Source organism: Bacteroides sp. OM05-10AA, assembly GCF_003439055.1.
Lineage (GTDB): Bacteria > Bacteroidota > Bacteroidia > Bacteroidales > Bacteroidaceae > Bacteroides > Bacteroides intestinigallinarum.
In genome coordinates this window covers 72635-91881 of the sequence record NZ_QSUR01000026.1, presented here as the reverse complement: position 1 = coordinate 91881, position 19247 = coordinate 72635, and the positions used below count along the sequence as shown (strand labels likewise).

8 protein-coding genes are annotated in these 19247 nt (G+C 40.3%); 6 read left to right on the top strand and 2 right to left on the bottom strand.

Going from position 1 to position 19247, the window contains the following annotated elements; translation table 11 throughout:
* Positions 1 to 402 precede the first annotated feature (402 nt).
* From DXB58_RS18930 to DXB58_RS18920, 3 genes are all read left to right on the top strand, one after another.
* Positions 403 to 1899, top strand: a complete 1497-nt coding sequence (locus DXB58_RS18930; protein WP_117933695.1) for a toll/interleukin-1 receptor domain-containing protein — start codon at positions 403 to 405, stop codon at positions 1897 to 1899.
* Positions 1900 to 1956: 57 nt separating this feature from the next.
* Positions 1957 to 4281: a toll/interleukin-1 receptor domain-containing protein gene (locus tag DXB58_RS18925; protein ID WP_122137870.1), complete on the top strand. Its 2325-nt coding sequence runs from the start codon at positions 1957 to 1959 to the stop codon at positions 4279 to 4281.
* A gap of 72 nt (positions 4282 to 4353) precedes the next feature.
* On the top strand, positions 4354 to 4512 hold the full coding sequence (locus DXB58_RS18920; protein ID WP_117933699.1) for a CDGSH iron-sulfur domain-containing protein: 159 nt from the start codon (positions 4354 to 4356) through the stop codon (positions 4510 to 4512).
* Between the two features lie 106 nt (positions 4513 to 4618).
* Here the strand turns inward: DXB58_RS18920 and DXB58_RS18915 are convergent, their stop codons facing one another.
* Positions 4619 to 7051, bottom strand: coding sequence for an ATP-binding protein (locus tag DXB58_RS18915; RefSeq protein WP_122137869.1), 2433 nt, complete (start codon positions 7049 to 7051; stop codon positions 4619 to 4621).
* Positions 7052 to 7271: 220 nt separating this feature from the next.
* On the opposite strand from DXB58_RS18915, the gene DXB58_RS18910 reads away from it, so the two are divergent.
* A complete protein-coding gene (locus DXB58_RS18910; RefSeq protein WP_187343845.1) occupies positions 7272 to 9971 on the top strand; it encodes a hypothetical protein in 2700 nt (899 codons plus the stop codon).
* 28 nt (positions 9972 to 9999) lie between these two features.
* On the top strand, positions 10000 to 14199 hold the full coding sequence (locus DXB58_RS18905; protein WP_122137868.1) for a malectin domain-containing carbohydrate-binding protein: 4200 nt from the start codon (positions 10000 to 10002) through the stop codon (positions 14197 to 14199).
* Positions 14200 to 14268: 69 nt separating this feature from the next.
* Here the strand turns inward: DXB58_RS18905 and DXB58_RS18900 are convergent, their stop codons facing one another.
* Complete coding sequence (locus tag DXB58_RS18900) at positions 14269 to 15792, bottom strand: TlpA disulfide reductase family protein (RefSeq protein WP_122137867.1); 1524 nt, start codon at positions 15790 to 15792, stop codon at positions 14269 to 14271.
* A gap of 133 nt (positions 15793 to 15925) precedes the next feature.
* Between DXB58_RS18900 and DXB58_RS18895 the strand changes: the two genes are divergently transcribed.
* Positions 15926 to 19222 carry a glycoside hydrolase family 2 TIM barrel-domain containing protein gene (locus DXB58_RS18895; protein WP_122137866.1) on the top strand — a complete coding sequence of 1099 codons (3297 nt, stop codon included), beginning with the start codon at positions 15926 to 15928 and terminating at the stop codon, positions 19220 to 19222.
* Positions 19223 to 19247 lie beyond the last annotated feature (25 nt).

Sequence of the window (19247 nt, the reverse complement as noted above, 5' to 3'; positions counted from 1 at the left end):
CATATATTTATAATAAACGGCATTCACGGCGATTCGGTAAATGATACCGAATATATTAAACAAAACGGGGTGAAATCTTTGCAGATTCCACCCCGTTTCTATTCTTTCCGACACATATTTATATGTCTGAATATTCTCTTTATGTCCTTATTTTTGTATGTATCATTTTTGTTGTTAGCTAATTGGTTATTGCAAATATACAAAATTAAAAGAGCAAAGTCAATAGCTTTTTAAAATTAGGGGAATAAAAAGACCACAAAGTAAAAGTGATAGTGTCATTGGAATATTGATTAAAGGATAAAGTTTCAAAAACAACCAATTTATAGATTTTATTTCACAATTATTCGTAGGAATAAAAAGATTCCTCTATCTTTACATTGTAATCATGATAATTCATTTAGTATGAAAAAGTATGATATTTATTTCTGTTATTCACGGAAGGATTCCTCTATTGTTCAAGTATTTGCAGACAGACTAAACAAAGAGGGATTGACCTTATTTTATGACGTAAATAATTTAGCGACAGGAGATATCTTTGCTGATACTATCACAGATGCTATTCGCAATTGTAAAGTGCTCTTGTATTTTCACAGCGAAAATACGGTGCAATCTAACTGGATTGTAAAAGAGATCACGTTTGCTTTGGATTGCAGGTGTAAGATTGTGCCAATTAACATAGGGAATCATAGAAGTGATGATAGTTCTATCAGACGCTTGCTTTTCAATCGTCATTGGTTAGAATTTGACTCCCATGCTCTTGATGGAAAAGAACAATTTGAGAAGGTTATATATAATATTCTTCGCAGTGGACTGTTCTCTAATTTTCCGGAATCTTCTATTGGTGGTATACAACAACCTGTGCCAATTTCCCCTATTATGCCTCAAGAGGATGAGAGAGAACAGGCTTCTCCAATATCTCCTACAAAAAGTTCGGGTGGGAAAAAAGTTTTGTGGATTTTCTTGTTCATTGCACTTGTATTTGTTGTAGGAGGATGGTTTATTAATATGGTCAATTGTTGGCTATTGATATTAGGTGTACTATCTATACTAATCATTATCATAGTCTATTATAAAAAGTCAAGACTATATATCATTCGGCTCCATAATACCGAACGTAAACATAGAGTAAAAGTTTGCATAGACGGAAAGAAGGAAGCAGAGATTGCGCCAAGTGATGTTATACGAATAAAGCGTAGAAAAGGCGAATATGTTTTATCTATGCAGATAGAAAATGATGATGATAAATTTGTTTGTATTAACCAGAAATTTGATAAAGTACACCATAACGAAATTATTCCCATTGTCTTTAGCCAAATAAAGAAAGTCGCAGCCGATGATGAGGGAGTCAATAAATTAGATTTCATTAAATATCGGTGTTTCATTGGAGGATCTACAGCTATTACGAATGAGCGAAATGCAACGCGTGCAGTGTTAAGCATCCTTTACAATCAGTATGAAAAATATAATTTTTTCATAACCTCCCATACGTTTGAGGATTTTAGAAACAAGCATAAAATTGATGGGCATCAGTATGAATATGATGAGTTCATCAGAGAAAAAGCAGATTGTACCATCTTTATTATCTGTAAACATGTGGGAGAGAAAACATTGAATGAATATAAGCTTGCTGTAGAGACTTATGAAAGTACTAAAGAGAAACGTCCTGCTATTTTTGTGTATAATGATATTTCAGACATAGAAGACAAAGATGGGAATTTAGTAGCTGGAGATGAGAGTGTTGCCAAATTTCATCAGTTGGTTGATAGCAAACGGGCTTATTGGAGAGATTATAGGGATATTGATATGCTGATGCTCCAGATTAAAGATGATGTAAGCGCAGAATTGGCTGATGTGTTGGAAATGCGTCCTCAATTAAGAAAGAAAAATGCATACTTATAATTCGGGAACTTAATAAAATGTTTGTTATAATGTAAAAGTAAAAATTGATTCCGGACGATGAAAATATTCTTAAGTTATGGACATGATTCAAATGTTCCTTTAATAAAAAAAATAAAAGAGTACCTGTCAAAAGATGATAACGGAAAGTTGCGACATGATGTTTGGATTGACACATCAGAAATAAAGGCTGGAAAAAATTGGCGGAACTGTATAACAGAGGGAATTATGAGTAGCGATGTTGTTCTTGCAGGTTTATCAAAACATTCTACTCGAAATCCGGGGGTGTGTCGTGACGAAATTAATATTTCCATTGGAGTAAAAGGAGGGAACATCAAAACTATCCTATTGGAACCTGTAGATGTTGTTGCACCACCAGCAATGCTCTCTCATATCCAGTGGCTTGATATGAGCGATTGGAAAGAGCATATTAATGAAGGGTTTGATAGTATCTATTTTCAAAAGAAATTTAGAGAGATAGTAGAACTTGTAGAAACACCAGAAAACGAACGTTTTAATGGTGAAATAACAAAACTGAAAGAAGTATTTGAACCAATTTCTTCTATCGGTCGTATTAAATCTTTGACACAAAAGGAAATGTATGGTCGTAAGTGGTTGTATGATAAGATTAGAGAATGGGATAAGATTCCTGAACAACGCATCTTTTGGATAATGGCAGGTCCAGGTTTCGGCAAAAGTATGTTTGCTGCCAACTTGCATCTACAATATAATGCTCATATTCCTGCTGTTCAATTTGTGGAATGGGGGAAACCAGATCATTCAAATCCTTGTTGCATTTTGAAGAACCTTGCTTTTCAATTGGCTGTTAGATTTCCTGAATACAGAAAGTTTGTGCTTCAACTTCCTGAAGTCGTAGACAATAAACTTTGTAATAAGAATGAACATGAATTGTTTGACCTTTTATTTTGTGAAAGCACTTGGTTGAAGATTGATGGGAGTCAGGAAAATATATGGATTTTAATAGATGCCCTCGATGAAGCTAACGATGAATATGATAATAAAATAGCGCAAACACTTGCCAGACACATCAATCGTATGCCCCATTGGATTCGTTTTATTATAACGAGTAGGAATGATAGTAAAGTAAGACTTCCATTACAACAGTATAATCCGCAAGTTCTTGATTTGGATAGGTTCATTACAAATAAAAATAAAGAAGATATGATTGAATTCTTAAAGGGAGAATTATCAGACTTCAGTCCGACAGTAGAACAATGTCTCAAAATTGTCGAAAAGAGTGAAGGTGTTTTTCTTTATCTTCAATTAACCACAGAAGAGTTAAATAAAGGACTATATTCATTGGACAAATTGGAAGATTTGCCTAATGGTATAAATGATTACTATTATAATTTGTTTACTAGAATATTTCAAAAAAATCATCAGTTCTATCAGGAACAAGTGGTTCCTGTATTACAAATTATCTTGTCGTCCACGCAGGCGATGGATGTTCAACTTCTACAATTTTGTTCTGATTTAGAGTCAGAAACTAATTTTTATAAAGTATTGGACAGTCTGGAACATATATTGAGGATCCAAGAGGGTAGGTATGTGTTTTTTCACAATTCTATTCAAAATTGGTTAACGGATCATTCTAAATCAGGTCAATTCTTTATATCTAAGAATGATGGTAAGAGAAAGATATCATGTAAATTTGTAGATTGGCTGGGGGCAGGTAATGCGGCATTAGACAAATCTTGGGAGAATTATAAATATGGTTTTGAAGATTGTTTACAATACAATATAACCTTACCATATCGTATTCCTAAAGAAAGAGCTATAATTTTGTTGACGACAACATGTCCTAGTGGTTCATATGGCCTTGGTGGAATACTTAGATTTTATGATGAATGTATGACATCTATTCATTTGTATATAGATAGATTATTAGAACAGCATAACGACGATTTCTTATTATCCTTTTTTATTAGCTTATTTGAAGCAACAAAAGATTTATATATTGAAATAGGTATTGTCTCAAAGGTAACAAGAACTTTTGGGTATAGTGAAGTACCTATTAATAGGGAAGCTATATGGAAGGCTGTTAAATATTCAGCATTTATCGGTGCCATGGGAAAGCATATCGCAAATTCTACTATATTATGTCCATATAAAACATATGCTATTATTACGCAAATAATAGCAGTCCTTGCGTTCTATGATAGAAGAGTCGGGGAGATACATTCTGGGTCTTTAAGCGATCTTGGGGATTTTACTGCATATGAATTGGATGAAGTAGTCTCTTTATTAAAACAAAACAAGACTTCTTCTGTATCAGAAAGAGTACATTATGATGATGGAGAACTTTATACCAACGCTTTAGTCCAACTAAATCCGTCACTGTACCCCAATCATATGAATTATTGACAGAATCAAACGAAGTAAGTTGCAGCATTTGAATTTTCAGGAGATCATTATGTCGAATGCAGAAGGTTCTTCTTGGTATATCAGAAAGGAAAACATTTAGAAACATCGGCGAATCCTGTTCATTTGTGCCGTTGTGGGCAGTCGTTCAACAAACCTTTCTGCAACGGGACACATGCCAGTATGCATTTCTGTGATAATATTCCGCTGGAAAAAATACAAAGAGAGTACTAAAAGAGAATCGGCTACAGGATCCTACAGCCGATTCCTGTTGGAGGTTATTCATTATTATTAGTACTAACCATCATTAATTGAATATCCCCTTTCACATATAGTCAGTCTAGTCAGCAGCGTGGTACGGATGTGTAAACCAGAAGCAGGAGCCTACTCCTTCGGTTGAATCCACGCCAATTTCTCCTCCCATTTGAGAAACGATACTTTTGCAAATAGAAAGTCCTAAACCTGTACCCTGAACAAAAGTATTCAGTTTCACAAAACGTTCAAATACGCTCTTTTGCTTTTCTTCCGGTATTCCCATTCCTGTGTCGTGCACATAGAATTTTATTTTCTGATGGGATATTTGTTCGTAGCCAAGGGTGATAGTGCCTTGCCGGGTGAACTTTAATGCATTATTTATAAAGTTACTGATTACTTGGGTGAATCTATTCTTATCTGTGTAGATATAACATTCCGGCAGTATCTCCTCAAAAATCAGTTCAACGCCTTTACCCACTTTCATATCCATTGATTTGATGATTTCAGAACAAGTCTCGTTTACATCTACATTGGTATATACAAAATTAAATGTTCCGGCTTCAATTTTCGAAAGATCGAGAATGTCCGATATCAGTTGCAAAAGAAGTTCATTATTCTCTTGCACGATTTTGATATATTCCTGCCGTTCGCTTCTGCTGTCCGTTTCAGCCAACAAGCTGGAAAAACCGACAATAGCATTGAGAGGAGTACGGATCTCATGACTCATATTGGCTAGGAAAGCCGACTTCAGGCGATCCAGTTCTTCTGCTTTATCGCGAGCAATAATCAATTTCTGTTCAGTCTCTTTCAAAGGCGTGATGTCGTAATTGATACATAGCATCTCAATAACGCCGTCTTGCGGACGATAATCTCTGACCATTACATTAATACTGGTCCATGTATATTTACCATTTTCCCTGCAGACACGAACTTCTTTGCGCAAACTGGTTGCTTTTCCTTCTTTCACTTCGCGCACAAAGTTCTTCAGAACCGCCTGATCTTCAGGAACCACATGAGCATATACTCCGATAACCTCCGGCATAGGAATACCTTCCTTTTCTCCCAAATTCCTGTACCATGTATCCTGGGCATACCCGTCTCTTGTCAGTACATTGAAATGGGCAAACCCTACCTTGGCATAATCACCGATCAGAAGAAACAGATTCTCAAATTCCTGTATCTTAGTGTATGCATTGGTTGTCTCTGTCGTATCTATATTGATAAACAGATAGTTGATAAATCGGTTTTGAGAATCATAGAGAGCGGTAACTTTAGTAGTAAGATTGATAATCCCTTCCCTCTCGCTTTCTACATACTGATTTATTTTTGAGAAATCATAATTAATGGAGAAATTTACATCTTCTTTGGCTTTCAACTTTTCTTTCACCTCTGTGGGGATATTAGGATTGTCAAACAAGTTAATTCCTAGTGCCTCATTCTTGTCAGATAAACCAAATATTTCAAGTTCTTTATCATTGATGTCTACCAGATAGCCATCTTTATCATAAAGTTCGACACCTGCCGGAAGATTCTTGTAGATGTTTCTCAATATCTTTTCGCTGTTGTCCAAAGCAATACGATCTTCTTGGGCCTGCAACTCCGATTTTCGTAATTCGATGCAAATACTGATAATATTAGCGAGAGAAGAGAAGCATTGATAATCCACATTGCTCCAGTTGCGTTGTGTTTTTACCATATCAATTCCCATGTAACCCCATATTTCCTCTTTAGATATTAAAGGAACTACCATCAGTGATTTAATATCCTGCATTTCTAATGTACGGCGATATTCTTCTGCTTCTTCAGGCATATCATCCAGTGTGTTCAGAATAATTGCTCTTCTTTCGCCTATCTGATGATTCCACCAGGTAGATGGGTCCCAAGGGATATTACTTAAAAAATCCTGCTCTTTGGAGATGCCTTCGGCTGTGGCTTCATAAGTACAGTCCTGACGTTGTTCTTTTCTGTTTATTTCGAAGATATAAATACGGTCACCTTGAAACTGTTTGAGGAGATCTCCTAATGTCTCATTTATCACTTGAGTCACATCATCACATTGCAGAAACGCAAGCAATGAATATGAAATATTATTCTGCTGATAGAGTAAACTGCTGACTTGAAGAAAATCAATGTTTCCATTTGAATTATCGATAGGTCTGTCAATATATTGCAGAAAGCCGGTCATGTTCCTGTATCCCTCTTTATCAGGTTTCTGGAAACTGATTTTGGAGTACACCCAGATTTCCCCGTCTTTTGCCCGGATAGGAAACATTTGCTCGTAAGTCTGTAAATTGGATAAGGACAGATATTCGTTTTTAAGACGCAACCGATGGTCTTCACATATTCTTTGGTGGAACTCGGTGAAACTAATGCGATTACCTTCAAGGCCGAGTAAGTCTACAATAAAGTCGGAACAAATATATTCCTGATTCTTCAAATCTGACTCCCACCATCCCATTTTGGCCATTTGTGCTATCTGAACGTATTTTTCATAGTCATAATTTGTTTGTTCTTTCATATTGTTTGCTCTTGTTTTCTGTTTTATATTCTATAGACATTAGCCAACAAAGATAAGCATAACTTTTAAATAATGAGGCGTTTGTGTATCACCGCGGGAGGAAAATGAAAGTCTGGTGCCGAAAAGTGGAAAAAGAGACGAATGAGTACAAACAAGGGATTATTTCGTCTTCTTCTTAGTTAAGAAGTGAATTATATAATCTATAATATATATCAGAAGAATGAAAAATATCAGATTATTCATGTTTGCGGCATGCACACTTTTTTTAGCAGCGTGTGGCAGGCAAACCGTGAAGATTATGACTCCGCCGGATGCGTCAAATCGTGTTTTGTTTGGTGCGGAGCAGTTACAGGCTACCTTGGATAAAGCCGGTTATCAGGTAATGATGCAGCAGGGAGATACTACATTCTCCGATCCCGAAATCAAAACAATCTTGCTGACGGAAGTGAATGACACGACACTCAAGAAAGAAGGTTTTCACATTACGACGACCGGCAATCTGACCAGAGTGTCCGGCAGGGATGGGAGTGGCGTCATTTACGGATGTCGCGAACTGATAGACCGTGTGAATGACTCGGATGGTCGGTTGAATTTCCCGGAAGAATTAAAGGACGGTCCTGAAATGGTATTGCGTGGAGCTTGTGTAGGATTACAGAAGATGACCTACCTGCCGGGACATGGTGTATATGAATATCCGTATACTCCGGAAAGTTTCCCTTGGTTTTATGATAAAGAACAGTGGATTAAATATTTGGATATGCTGGTTGCCAATCGCATGAATTCATTGTATCTCTGGAATGGACATCCGTTTGCTTCTTTGGTGAAACTGGAAGATTATCCGTTTGCACTGGAAGTAGATGAAGAAACATTCAAAAAGAATGAAGAAATGTTCTCTTTCCTCACAGAAGAAGCGGACAAGCGCGGTATCTTTGTGATACAGATGTTTTATAATATTATTCTTTCCAAACCTTTTGCTGAACATTACGGGCTGAAAACACAGGATCGTAATCGTCCTATTACTCCTTTGATTGCCGATTATACACGCAAGAGTATTGCCGCTTTCATAGAAAAATATCCCAATGTAGGACTACTTGTTTGCCTGGGTGAAGCGATGTGTACGGTAGAGGATGATGTGGAATGGTTTACAAAAACAATTATTCCCGGAGTGAAAGACGGATTACAGGCATTGGGACGTACGGATGAACCGCCTCTTTTGTTGCGTGCACACGACACGGACTGTAAACTGGTGATGGATGCTGCATTGCCGCTTTATAAGAATCTTTATACGATGCATAAATATAATGGTGAATCGTTGACAACTTACGAACCTCGTGGCCCCTGGTCGAAAATACATACGGATTTGAGTTCATTGGGTTCCATCCATATCAGTAACGTACATATCCTGGCCAATCTGGAACCATTCCGCTGGGGATCTCCGGATTTCGTACAGAAAGCGGTAACTGCCATGCATAATGTACACGGTGCCAATGCACTGCATCTTTATCCGCAGGCTTCTTATTGGGATTGGCCCTATACGGCTGATAAATTGCCGAACAACGAACGTGAGTTCCAATTGGATCGTGACTGGATTTGGTATCAGACATGGGGACGTTATGCATGGAATTGCCATCGCGATCGTACAGATGAGATGGGCTACTGGAACCATCAGTTAGGGAAGTTCTATGGAACATCTGACGAGAATGCAAGCAATATCCGCGTAGCTTATGAAGAAAGTGGTGAGATTGCTCCAAAGCTATTACGTCGTTTCGGTATCACAGAGGGAAATCGCCAGACATTATTGCTGGGTATGTTTATGAGCCAACTTGTCAATCCATATAAATATACCATCTATCCGGGATTCTATGAAAGTTGCGGACCGGAAGGGGAGAAGCTGATAGAATATGTAGAGAAAGAATGGAAAAAGCAACCTCATGTAGGTGAAATGCCTTTGGATATTGTTGCTCAAGTAATAGAGCACGGGGATAAGGCAGTAGCGGCTATTGATAAGGCGGCTGCCTCCGTATCTTCAAATAAGGACGAATTTGCCCGTTTACAAAATGATATGCATTGTTATCGTGAATTTGCGTATGCGTTCAACCTAAAAGTGAAAGCCGCCAAGCTGGTATTGGATTATCAATGGGGCAAAGACATCAAAAACCTTGAAGAAGCTATTCCTTTGATGGAACAAAGCCTGGAGCATTATCGTAAATTGGTGGAATTGACAGACGAACATTATTTGTATGCCAACAGTATGCAGACAGCTCAACGTCGTATTCCTATCGGTGGAGATGATGGAAAGAATAAGACTTGGAAAGAATTGCTGGTACACTACGAAAAAGAATTGGAGAACTTCAAAGCTAATCTCGCCCTGTTGAAAGAAAAACAGAATGGAAATGCGGTGGCTGAAACTGTAGAGATTGCTGCCTGGGCTCCTGCAAACGTAAAACTGATCTCTAATTATCCGGCAGTGAAAGTGGAGGAGGGTACTTCTTTATTTGTCGATCTTCCGGGTAAGATAGAAGCAGTAGCTCCTGAATTGAAAGGAATGAAAGCGCTTCGTTTCAATGGAAACGAGCAGAGAGAGAAAGGCACGAGTATCACTTTCGAAACAGATGCTCCGGTGAAATTATTAGTAGCCTATTTCAAAGATGACCAGAAAAAGTATGCAAAGGCTCCGAAACTGGAAATCGATGCATCAGCCAATGATTACGGTCAGGCGGAACCTGTGTTGACGAATGCTGTCCGTATCAACGGAATGCCTTTGGCAAATGTACATGCATATAGTTTTCCGGCCGGAAAGCATACGCTGATGTTACCCAAAGGTTATCTGCAAGTGCTAGGATTTACTGCTGCAGAGATGAAGGTGCGTAATGCCGGACTTGCCGGGGATGAAGAAACAATGGATTGGTTATTTTACTAATCTCATTAGATTATAGATGAAAAATATTATGAAGAAGTTATTGCTGGCTGTTTTTAGTATAACCACAACTTTCTCTCTGTATGCGCGACGCGAAGTTCCGCAGGAACGGATGGAGCAGATTTATGAAGAGGTGAAGACACCGTATAAGTACGGTCTTGCCATCGCACCGGCAGACAATCATCATAAGATCGATTGCCCTACCGTTTTCCGTCAGGGAGACAAGTGGTTGATGACCTACGTCGTCTATAACGGTAAAAGTGGAACGGACGGACGCGGATACGAGACATGGATAGCGGAAAGCGACAATTTGCTTGAATGGCGTACTTTGGGACGAATTCTTTCTTATCGGGATGGAAAATGGGACTGTAACCAGCGTGGCGGCTTTCCTGCATTACCGGATATGGAATGGGGTGGAAGCTATGAACTTCAAACTTATAAAGGCCGCCATTGGATGACGTATATCGGTGGCGAAGGCGCCGGCTACGAAGCAGTGAAAGCTCCGCTTTACATCGGACTGGCATCAACAAAAGGAGATATTTCCACTGCCCACGAATGGGAATCTCTAGACAAACCGATCTTGAGCATCCATGATAAAGATGCCCAATGGTGGGAGAAACTGACTCAATATAAGAGTACCGTTTATTGGGATAAGGATAAAACGTTGGGCGCTCCGTTTGTAATGTATTACAATGCAGGTGGTCGTCATCCAGAAACAGATTTAAAAGGAGAACGTGTCGGCATCGCTCTTTCCAAGGATATGAAGACCTGGAAACGTTATCCGGGAAATCCGGTCTTTGCACATGAAGCGGATGGAACGATTACGGGAGATGCACATATCCAGAAGATGGGAGATGTGTATGTGATGTTCTATTTCTCTGCTTTTGAACCTTCGCGTAAATATAAGGCATTCAATACGTTTGCCGCCAGCTATGATTTGGTGAACTGGACTGACTGGAAAGGAGCCGACCTGGTCATCCCTTCCAAGAACTACGATGAATTGTTTGCTCATAAGAGTTATGTGGTAAAGCATGATGGAGTGGTTTATCATTTCTATTGTGCTGTAAACAACGCAGAGCAACGTGGCATTGCCATCGCTACCAGTAAGCCGATGGGACGTTCGGCGGTTCGCTTTCCGAAACCGGAAATTAAAAATCGTCGGTTAATCACTACATTGAATGAGGATTGGAAGACCTGGATTACAGAGGCTACTCATTTGAAGGGTAGTTTTATGATGCCTGCAAAGACGGTGAATATCCCTCATAATTGGGATGATTATTATGGATACCGCCAGTTGACACATGGAAATATGCATGGAACTGCCATGTATGTGAAAGACTTCACCGCCGATATAAAATCCGGGAAACGATATTTCCTTCGTTTTGATGGAGTAGGTACATACGCTACCATTAAAGTAAACGAAACGGACTTCGGTCGTCACCCTGTTGGACGTACTACATTAACCTTGGACGTTACAGATGCAATGAAGCAGGGAACAAATCGCCTGGAAGTAAAAGCCGAGCATCCGGAAATGATTGCCGATATGCCTTGGGTATGTGGCGGATGTTCGTCGGAATGGGGATTCAGTGAGGGGTCACAGCCCTTCGGTATTTTCCGTCCTGTGGTGCTGGAGGTGACCGATGAAATTCGTATAGAACCTTTTGGTGTACACATCTGGAATGATGAAAAGGCTGCTAACGTATTTGTTGAAACGGAGGTTAAGAATTACGGTAAGGCAACAGAAACGATAGAGTTGGTCAATAAACTAAGCAATGCCGATGGAAAACAAGTTTTCCGTTTGGTGGAGAAAGTAACTTTGGCTCCGGGAGAAATGAAAGTCGTTCGCCAGCAAGCTCCTGTCGAGAAACCTGTTTTGTGGGATACAGAAAATCCATATCTCTATAAACTAGCCAGTATGATTAAACGTGATGCAAAAACTACGGATGAGATTTCAACACCGTTTGGTATCCGTACCATTAGCTGGCCGGTCAAACGGAATGATGGAGACGGACGTTTTTACCTGAACGGAAAACCGGTGTTTATTAATGGGGTATGTGAGTACGAACATCAGTTCGGACAGAGCCATGCATTCAGCAATGAACAGGTGGTTGCAAGAGTAAAACAGATACGTGCGGCCGGGTTTAATGCATTCCGGGATGCTCACCAGCCCCATCATCTCGACTATCAGAAGTATTGGGATGAAGAGGGAATCCTGTTCTGGACACAATTATCTGCTCATGTATGGTATGATACTCCGGAGTTTCGCGAGAACTTCAAAAAGTTACTTCGTCAATGGGTGAAAGAACGTCGCAATTCTCCTTCAGTGGTAATGTGGGGATTACAGAATGAAAGTACTTTACCTCGTGAATTTGCACAGGAATGCAGTGATATTATTCGTGAGATGGACCCGACTGCAAAGACAATGCGTGTCATTACAACTTGTAATGGTGGTGAAGGTACAGACTGGAATGTGATTCAGAATTGGAGCGGTACGTATGGGGGAGATGTGACTAAATATAGTCGGGAACTTTCTCAAGCCAACCAATTATTGAATGGGGAATATGGAGCATGGAGAAGTATTGGTTTGCATACGGAACCGGGAGATTTCCAAGTGAATGGTGTGTGGAGTGAAGACCGTATGTGCCAGTTGATGGAAACCAAAATCCGTTTGGCGGAGCAGGCTAAAGATAGCGTTTGCGGACAGTTTCAGTGGATATACAGCAGCCATGATAATCCCGGACGTCGCCAACCGGATGAAGCATATCGCAAAATAGATAAAGTCGGTCCGTTCAATTACAAAGGATTGGTTACTCCATGGGAAGAACCGTTGGATGTGTATTATATGTATCGTGCCAACTATGTTTCCGCAGCCAAAGATCCGATGGTCTATCTCGTATCCCATACATGGACTGACCGTTTTGAGAAAGGACGTCGCCGTGCTACTATAGAGGCTTACAGTAATTGTGATTCAGTGTTGCTTTACAATGATATGACAAATGAAAAGGCAACCTTCCTCGGACGTAAAAAGAACAATGGAGCGGGCACTCATTTTATGTGGGAAAACCGGGATATTCGTTATAACGTACTTCGTGCTGTGGGATATTATAAAGGTAAACCGGTAGCGGAAGACCTGATTGTGTTTAAAGGTTTGGAACAGGCCCCGAATTTCGAACTTCTTTATCAGGACGATAAAAAAATATTGAAAGGAGAGGCAGGATATAATTATCTATATCGTCTAAATTGCGGAGGAGATGATTATACGGATAGTTTCGGACAGTTGTGGTTGCAGGATAATACGAACTATTCTCATTCATGGGCAGAAAACTTCAAGGATCTGAATCCATATCTTGCCAGCCAACGTACTACCAATGATCCGATTCGTGGCACTCGTGACTGGAAGTTATTCCAACATTTCCGTTTCGGGCGTCATCAGTTGGAATATCGTTTCCCTGTGGCAGATGGAACCTATCGTATTGAACTGTATTTCACAGAACCCTGGCATGGCACAGGCGGAAGTGCTTCTACCGACTGTGAAGGACTGCGTATCTTCGACGTTGCCGTGAATGATTCTGTCGTATTAGACGACTTGGACATCTGGGCAGAAAGTGGTCATGACGGAGTTTGCAAGAAGGTGGTATATACCACAGTGACAGGGGGAATGTTGAGAATTCATTTCCCGGAAGTGAAAGCTGGTCAAGTCTTGATTTCGGGTATCGCTATTGCTTCCACAAATGAGGAACTGAAACCGACGGTATTCCCTGCATCCGATTGGAGTTGGGAAAAGGCAGATAAAGAAGTGATGGAAAAGACTCCAAAAGAGTTGCTTCCTGAAGACAAGAACGCCCGTGTCAGTATATCATACGAAGCGGAAACGGCTACACTAAAAGGTAAATTCAAAAAGAAAGAACATCGTAAACAAATGGGAGTATTCTTTGGTAAGGGAAAAGGGAGCAGTATTGAGTGGAATGTTTCTACCGGACTGGCTCAAGTGTATGCGCTTCGCTTTAAGTATATGAATACTACCGGAAAACCAATGCCTGTCATCATGAAGTTCATAGATTCGAAAGGGGTGGTATTGAAAGAGGATATATTGACCTTCCCCGAGACACCGGATAAATGGAAGATGATGAGCACCACTACCGGAACCTTTATTAATGCCGGACATTATAAAGTCTTACTTTCGGCAGAAAAGATGGATGGGCTCGCTTTTGATGCGTTGGATATTCAATAACCAAATAGAGGTGTGTCAAAACTTCCCTTTCAATTTATAAGAGTTTGGACACACCTCTATTCTATTTCTCTACTTACTAAGTTTTATCCCATTTATTTGCCAGTCGTTTTGGGCTGTTCCTTCCGTGAAATTAAATAATTTTGTTTCGAGAGGTAATGGTTTGAATGTCAGAGAAAATTCGGCTTCTCCACTTTCCGGTAGAAAGAAATGCTCACCGGGAGTAATGCCGTCTGCTTTTTGTAATGTGTATGATGCACCCTTCTCATCTACTAGTTGAATATTCTTACTTACTTGTATCCAATATTTAGGTATATAATATGCATTGAAATGTACGATGGTAGCAGTATCTGTTAGTTCCACCTGCTTAACTTCAAGAATATCGGTATTGGTTGATTCTGACGTCGGATAGTTAACGACTTTAGTGTTTCCTTGTTGGGTAATACTCATCTCGCGCTTTGTCGCATCCAAATATCTACGCATTTTTAATTTCAGACTGCCTTTACCATATCCCGACCACATTTTCATAATCTTTCCTTCCGGTGAAATAAGGACATAATTAGGGATACCATTGACACCATATTTAGCATATAGTCCTGCGCTTTGTTTCAGATCACTCAAATTCTGCCAAGTCATTTCATGTTTTGCCGAGGCTGCCTTCCACCTGCTTTTCGTATCGGAACTTAAACTAATGACAGTAAGACGCTCTTTATATTGTTCCTGAATCTCCTTCATCTCTGGTAAAGCCATGATGCAAGGACCGCAGCCACTACTCCAAAAATCGAGTAATATATATTTTCCTTTGAAATCGGTCAGATGATGAATCTTTCCATCCAAATCGTAAAGTTCGGTATCTGCCATTTCATCTCCCTCTTTCACAACTACAGGCGGAAAGAGATTAACAGTAATTTCCTGTCCTTTTATAGAAGCTTTTTGTGCTTCATTCATTCTATTATACAAAGCCAGCGTTTCATCTTTATAAGAGAAGTTTGGATTGTACTTTACCGACATACTCAATCTATGCAATCTGTCCATCCAGATGTTTGATACAGGAAGTTCTTGCATCAGTTGCATTTCACGTTTGCTGATTAAGGCTGATATACTGTCTTCTTTCGCATGCATAGCTTTACGTTCAGCTTCCGGGGCAGAACGCAGGCTTCTTGCTTTAATAGACAAACGTTGGTATTCATCCCATAAATCACGTGAATTTTCAATAAATCTATTATGTTCTATTTGTTCTTTTACAGGACTGTCTACTTTCCATGTATGTATCAAAGTATTCGTTCCGGTTACTTTTATTCTAGCGTTGGGAGTTGCATAAATCTCCAGGGACATAGAAGGAAAATCATCATTACGGGTACACATCAGGGATAATTTGTCCATACCACTTTCTCCGGCATTTCGCTTGAAGAAGAAGGTTCCGTTTTGTATGCTGTCTAAAGCCACTGTGCTTCCTACATTCCCATCAAGTAAGAAAAGAGAGATGAGAGTCCCGTCTTTTACACCTTCCACTTTGCCTTCAATCGTGTATTCCTGTTGTGCTTGCGCACCCATGTAGCCCATCAAAAGAAGGCTGCCGAATAGTAGTTTTTTCATTATATTCTTATTAAAATTACAAATTACTGCACAAGGTAAAGTTTTTCTTTATAGACTGTTCCAATCATTATTGTTCTTTAATATTTCAATCAAAGAAAAGGGTACAAAATGCCCTTTCGTCCGTCTACTTGATATGAAGAAAAAAGAACGAATGAAAATATATACTTTACTGCTTGGTGTCTTGTTTGTTAGCCCAATACAGGCACAAACAAGACATGATTGGGAGAATCATCATGTTCTTCAGATTAATCGTGAACCGGCAAGAGCCGCTTTTATCCCTTTCTCTATACAGAAAGGAGACTGTTCGATGTCTTTGGATGGAACTTGGAAATTCCGCTGGACTCCTGTTCCCAATGAAAGGGTCCTGAATTTCTATCAGATAAACTTTGATGATAAAAGCTGGACAGATTTTCCTGTTCCGGCAAACTGGGAAGTGAACGGATATGGTACGCCTATTTATGTTTCAGCAGGTTACCCGTTCAAAATAGATCCCCCGCGAGTGATGGGAGAACCCAAAACTGACTATACCACGTATAAAGAACGAAACCCTGTCGGACAATATCGCCGTACATTTGTTTTGCCAGCCGGATGGGAAGCAAACGGGCAGACTTTTCTACGGTTTGAGGGCGTAATGAGTGCCTTTTATGTTTGGATCAATGGCGAACGGGTAGGGTATAGCCAAGGTAGTATGGAACCGAGTGAATTCAACGTCGCGAAGTATCTGAAATCCGGAGAAAATCAGATTTCATTGGAAGTTTACCGATATAGTGACGGTTCCTACTTGGAAGATCAGGATTTCTGGCGTTTTGGAGGAATTCACCGCAGTATTCACCTGATACATACTCCGGACATTCGTATCCGTGATTATGCTATACGTACTCTGCCTGCATCTGCCGGTAATTATAAAGACTTTATTTTGCAGATTGATCCGCAATTCAGTGTGTATAGAGGAATGACCGGTAAAGGTTATATTCTGCAAGGAGTATTAAAAGATGCTTCAGGCAAAGAAATTGTTGCATTGAAAGGCGATGTGGAAGATATACTTGATTTGGAGCATAAAGCAAGCCGGATGAATGAATGGTATCCGCAACGGGGACCTCGTAAAATGGGACGTTTATCAGCCGTTATAAAATCACCGGAAAGATGGACGGCAGAAACGCCCTATCTTTATAAGCTGCACTTAACCTTGCAAAATGAGGAAGGAAAAATATTGGAACGGATAGAACAAGCTGTGGGTTTCCGTTCTGTAGAAATCAAAAAAGGACAACTGTTGGTGAATGGCAGTCCGGTTCGTTTTCGTGGAGTAAATCGCCATGAACATGATCCCCGAACGGCACGTGTCATGAGCGAGGAACGAATGCTTCAGGATATTCTTTTAATGAAGCAGGCGAATATAAATGCAGTACGTACCAGTCATTATCCGAACGTCAGCCGTTGGTATGAGTTATGCGACAGCTTGGGACTGTATGTTATGGACGAAGCAGATATAGAGGAACATGGATTGCGCGGAATATTGGCAAGCACTCCCGACTGGCATGCAGCATTTATGGACCGTGCAGTTCGTATGGCGGAGCGTGATAAGAATTATCCAAGCATCGTCATGTGGAGCATGGGAAACGAGAGTGGTTATGGACCGAACTTCGCCGCTATCTCTGCATGGCTGCATGATTTTGACCCGACTCGTCCTGTACATTATGAAGGAGCACAAGGGGTGGATGGCGATCCTGACCCGAAAACTGTCGATGTTATCAGCCGCTTTTATACCCGGGTGAAACAAGAATACTTGAATCCCGGTATTGCCGAAGGAGAGGATAAAGAACGCGCTGAAAATGCACGTTGGGAACGGTTGCTGGAGATTGCGGAACGCACCAATGACGACCGTCCGGTAATGACAAGTGAATATGCACATTCCATGGGGAATGCATTGGGAAATTTCAAGGAATATTGGGATGAGATATATAGTAATCCCCGTATGCTGGGTGGTTTTATATGGGATTGGGTAGATCAAGGAATCTACAAAACTTTACCCGATGGCCGTACCATGGTGGCTTATGGTGGCGATTTTGGTGATAAACCGAATTTAAAAGCGTTCTGCTTTAATGGATTGCTGATGAGCGAGCGTGAAACCACGCCTAAATATTGGGAAGTAAAGAAAGTGTATGCACCCGTCGAACTAAAAATGGAAAACGGGAAACTGAAAGTGACGAACCGGAATCACCATACCGATTTGTCACAATATCGTTGCCTATGGACTGTGTCAATCGATGGAAAGCAGAAAGAGCAGGGAGAAATTACCTTACCGGAAATAGCTCCCGGAGGGAGTCAGACGATAGATTTGCCGACTTTCCGCTCATTGAAAGGCTCCGGTTCTTTGAGTAATCAAACAAAGAGAGGTCAAGGGAAAGCTCTGTCTGATTGCCAGCTAAAAGTAAGCATCGTTTTGAAATCGGATGCCCTTTGGGCAAAAGCGGGGCATGAAGTGACTTGGGAGCAATTCTGCTTGCAGAAAGGAGATTTGATCTCTACTGATCTAGTCAATAAAGGAACACTTCAAGTGAAAGAGGATAATCAGTCCTTATTGATTAGCGGACGCGGTTTTTCCGTTCAGTGGGAAAAGAAAATGAACGGAAGCATGACTTCCCTTATATATAATGGCAAAGAGATGTTGGCTCATTTAGATGATTTTCCTGTTCAACCCGTCACTCAAGTTTTCCGTGCTCCGACAGACAATGACAAGAGTTTCGGGAATTGGCTGGCTAAAGACTGGAAATTGCATGCAATGGATAGTCCGCAGATAAATTTAGAATCTTTCAACCATGAAGTACGTGCAGACGGGGCGGTAATTGTACGGATTCAAACAAGCAATTTATATAAAGAAGGAAAAGTGACAACAACTTCTGTTTACACTGTTTCTTCAGATGGAACGATTGATTTAAAGACGACTTTCCTACCACAAGGAGTTCTTCCCGAAATCCCCCGTTTAGGAATCGCATTCTGTCTGGCACCTGCTTACAATACATTTACCTGGTATGGCAGAGGACCGCAGGACAATTATCCTGACCGCAAAACATCTGCTGCTATAGGGCTTTGGAAAGGAAATGTGGCGGAACAATATGTGCATTATCCCCGTCCGCAAGATAGTGGAAATAAAGAAGAAGTACACTATCTTACCCTAACTGACAAACAGAATAAAGGTATTCGTGTTGATGCGGTAGAAAACGTGTTTTCCGCATCTGCTTTGCACTATACTGTGCAGGATATCTATCAAGAAACTCATGATTGTAATTTAAAACCACGTGCGGAAGTCATTCTAAGTATGGATGCTGCCGTGCTCGGATTAGGAAACAGTAGTTGCGGACCGGGTGTATTGAAGAAATATGCCATAGAGAAAAAGGAACACACGCTGCATCTACGTATCAGTAAGCAATGATAGAAATAAATAACTAACACAATTA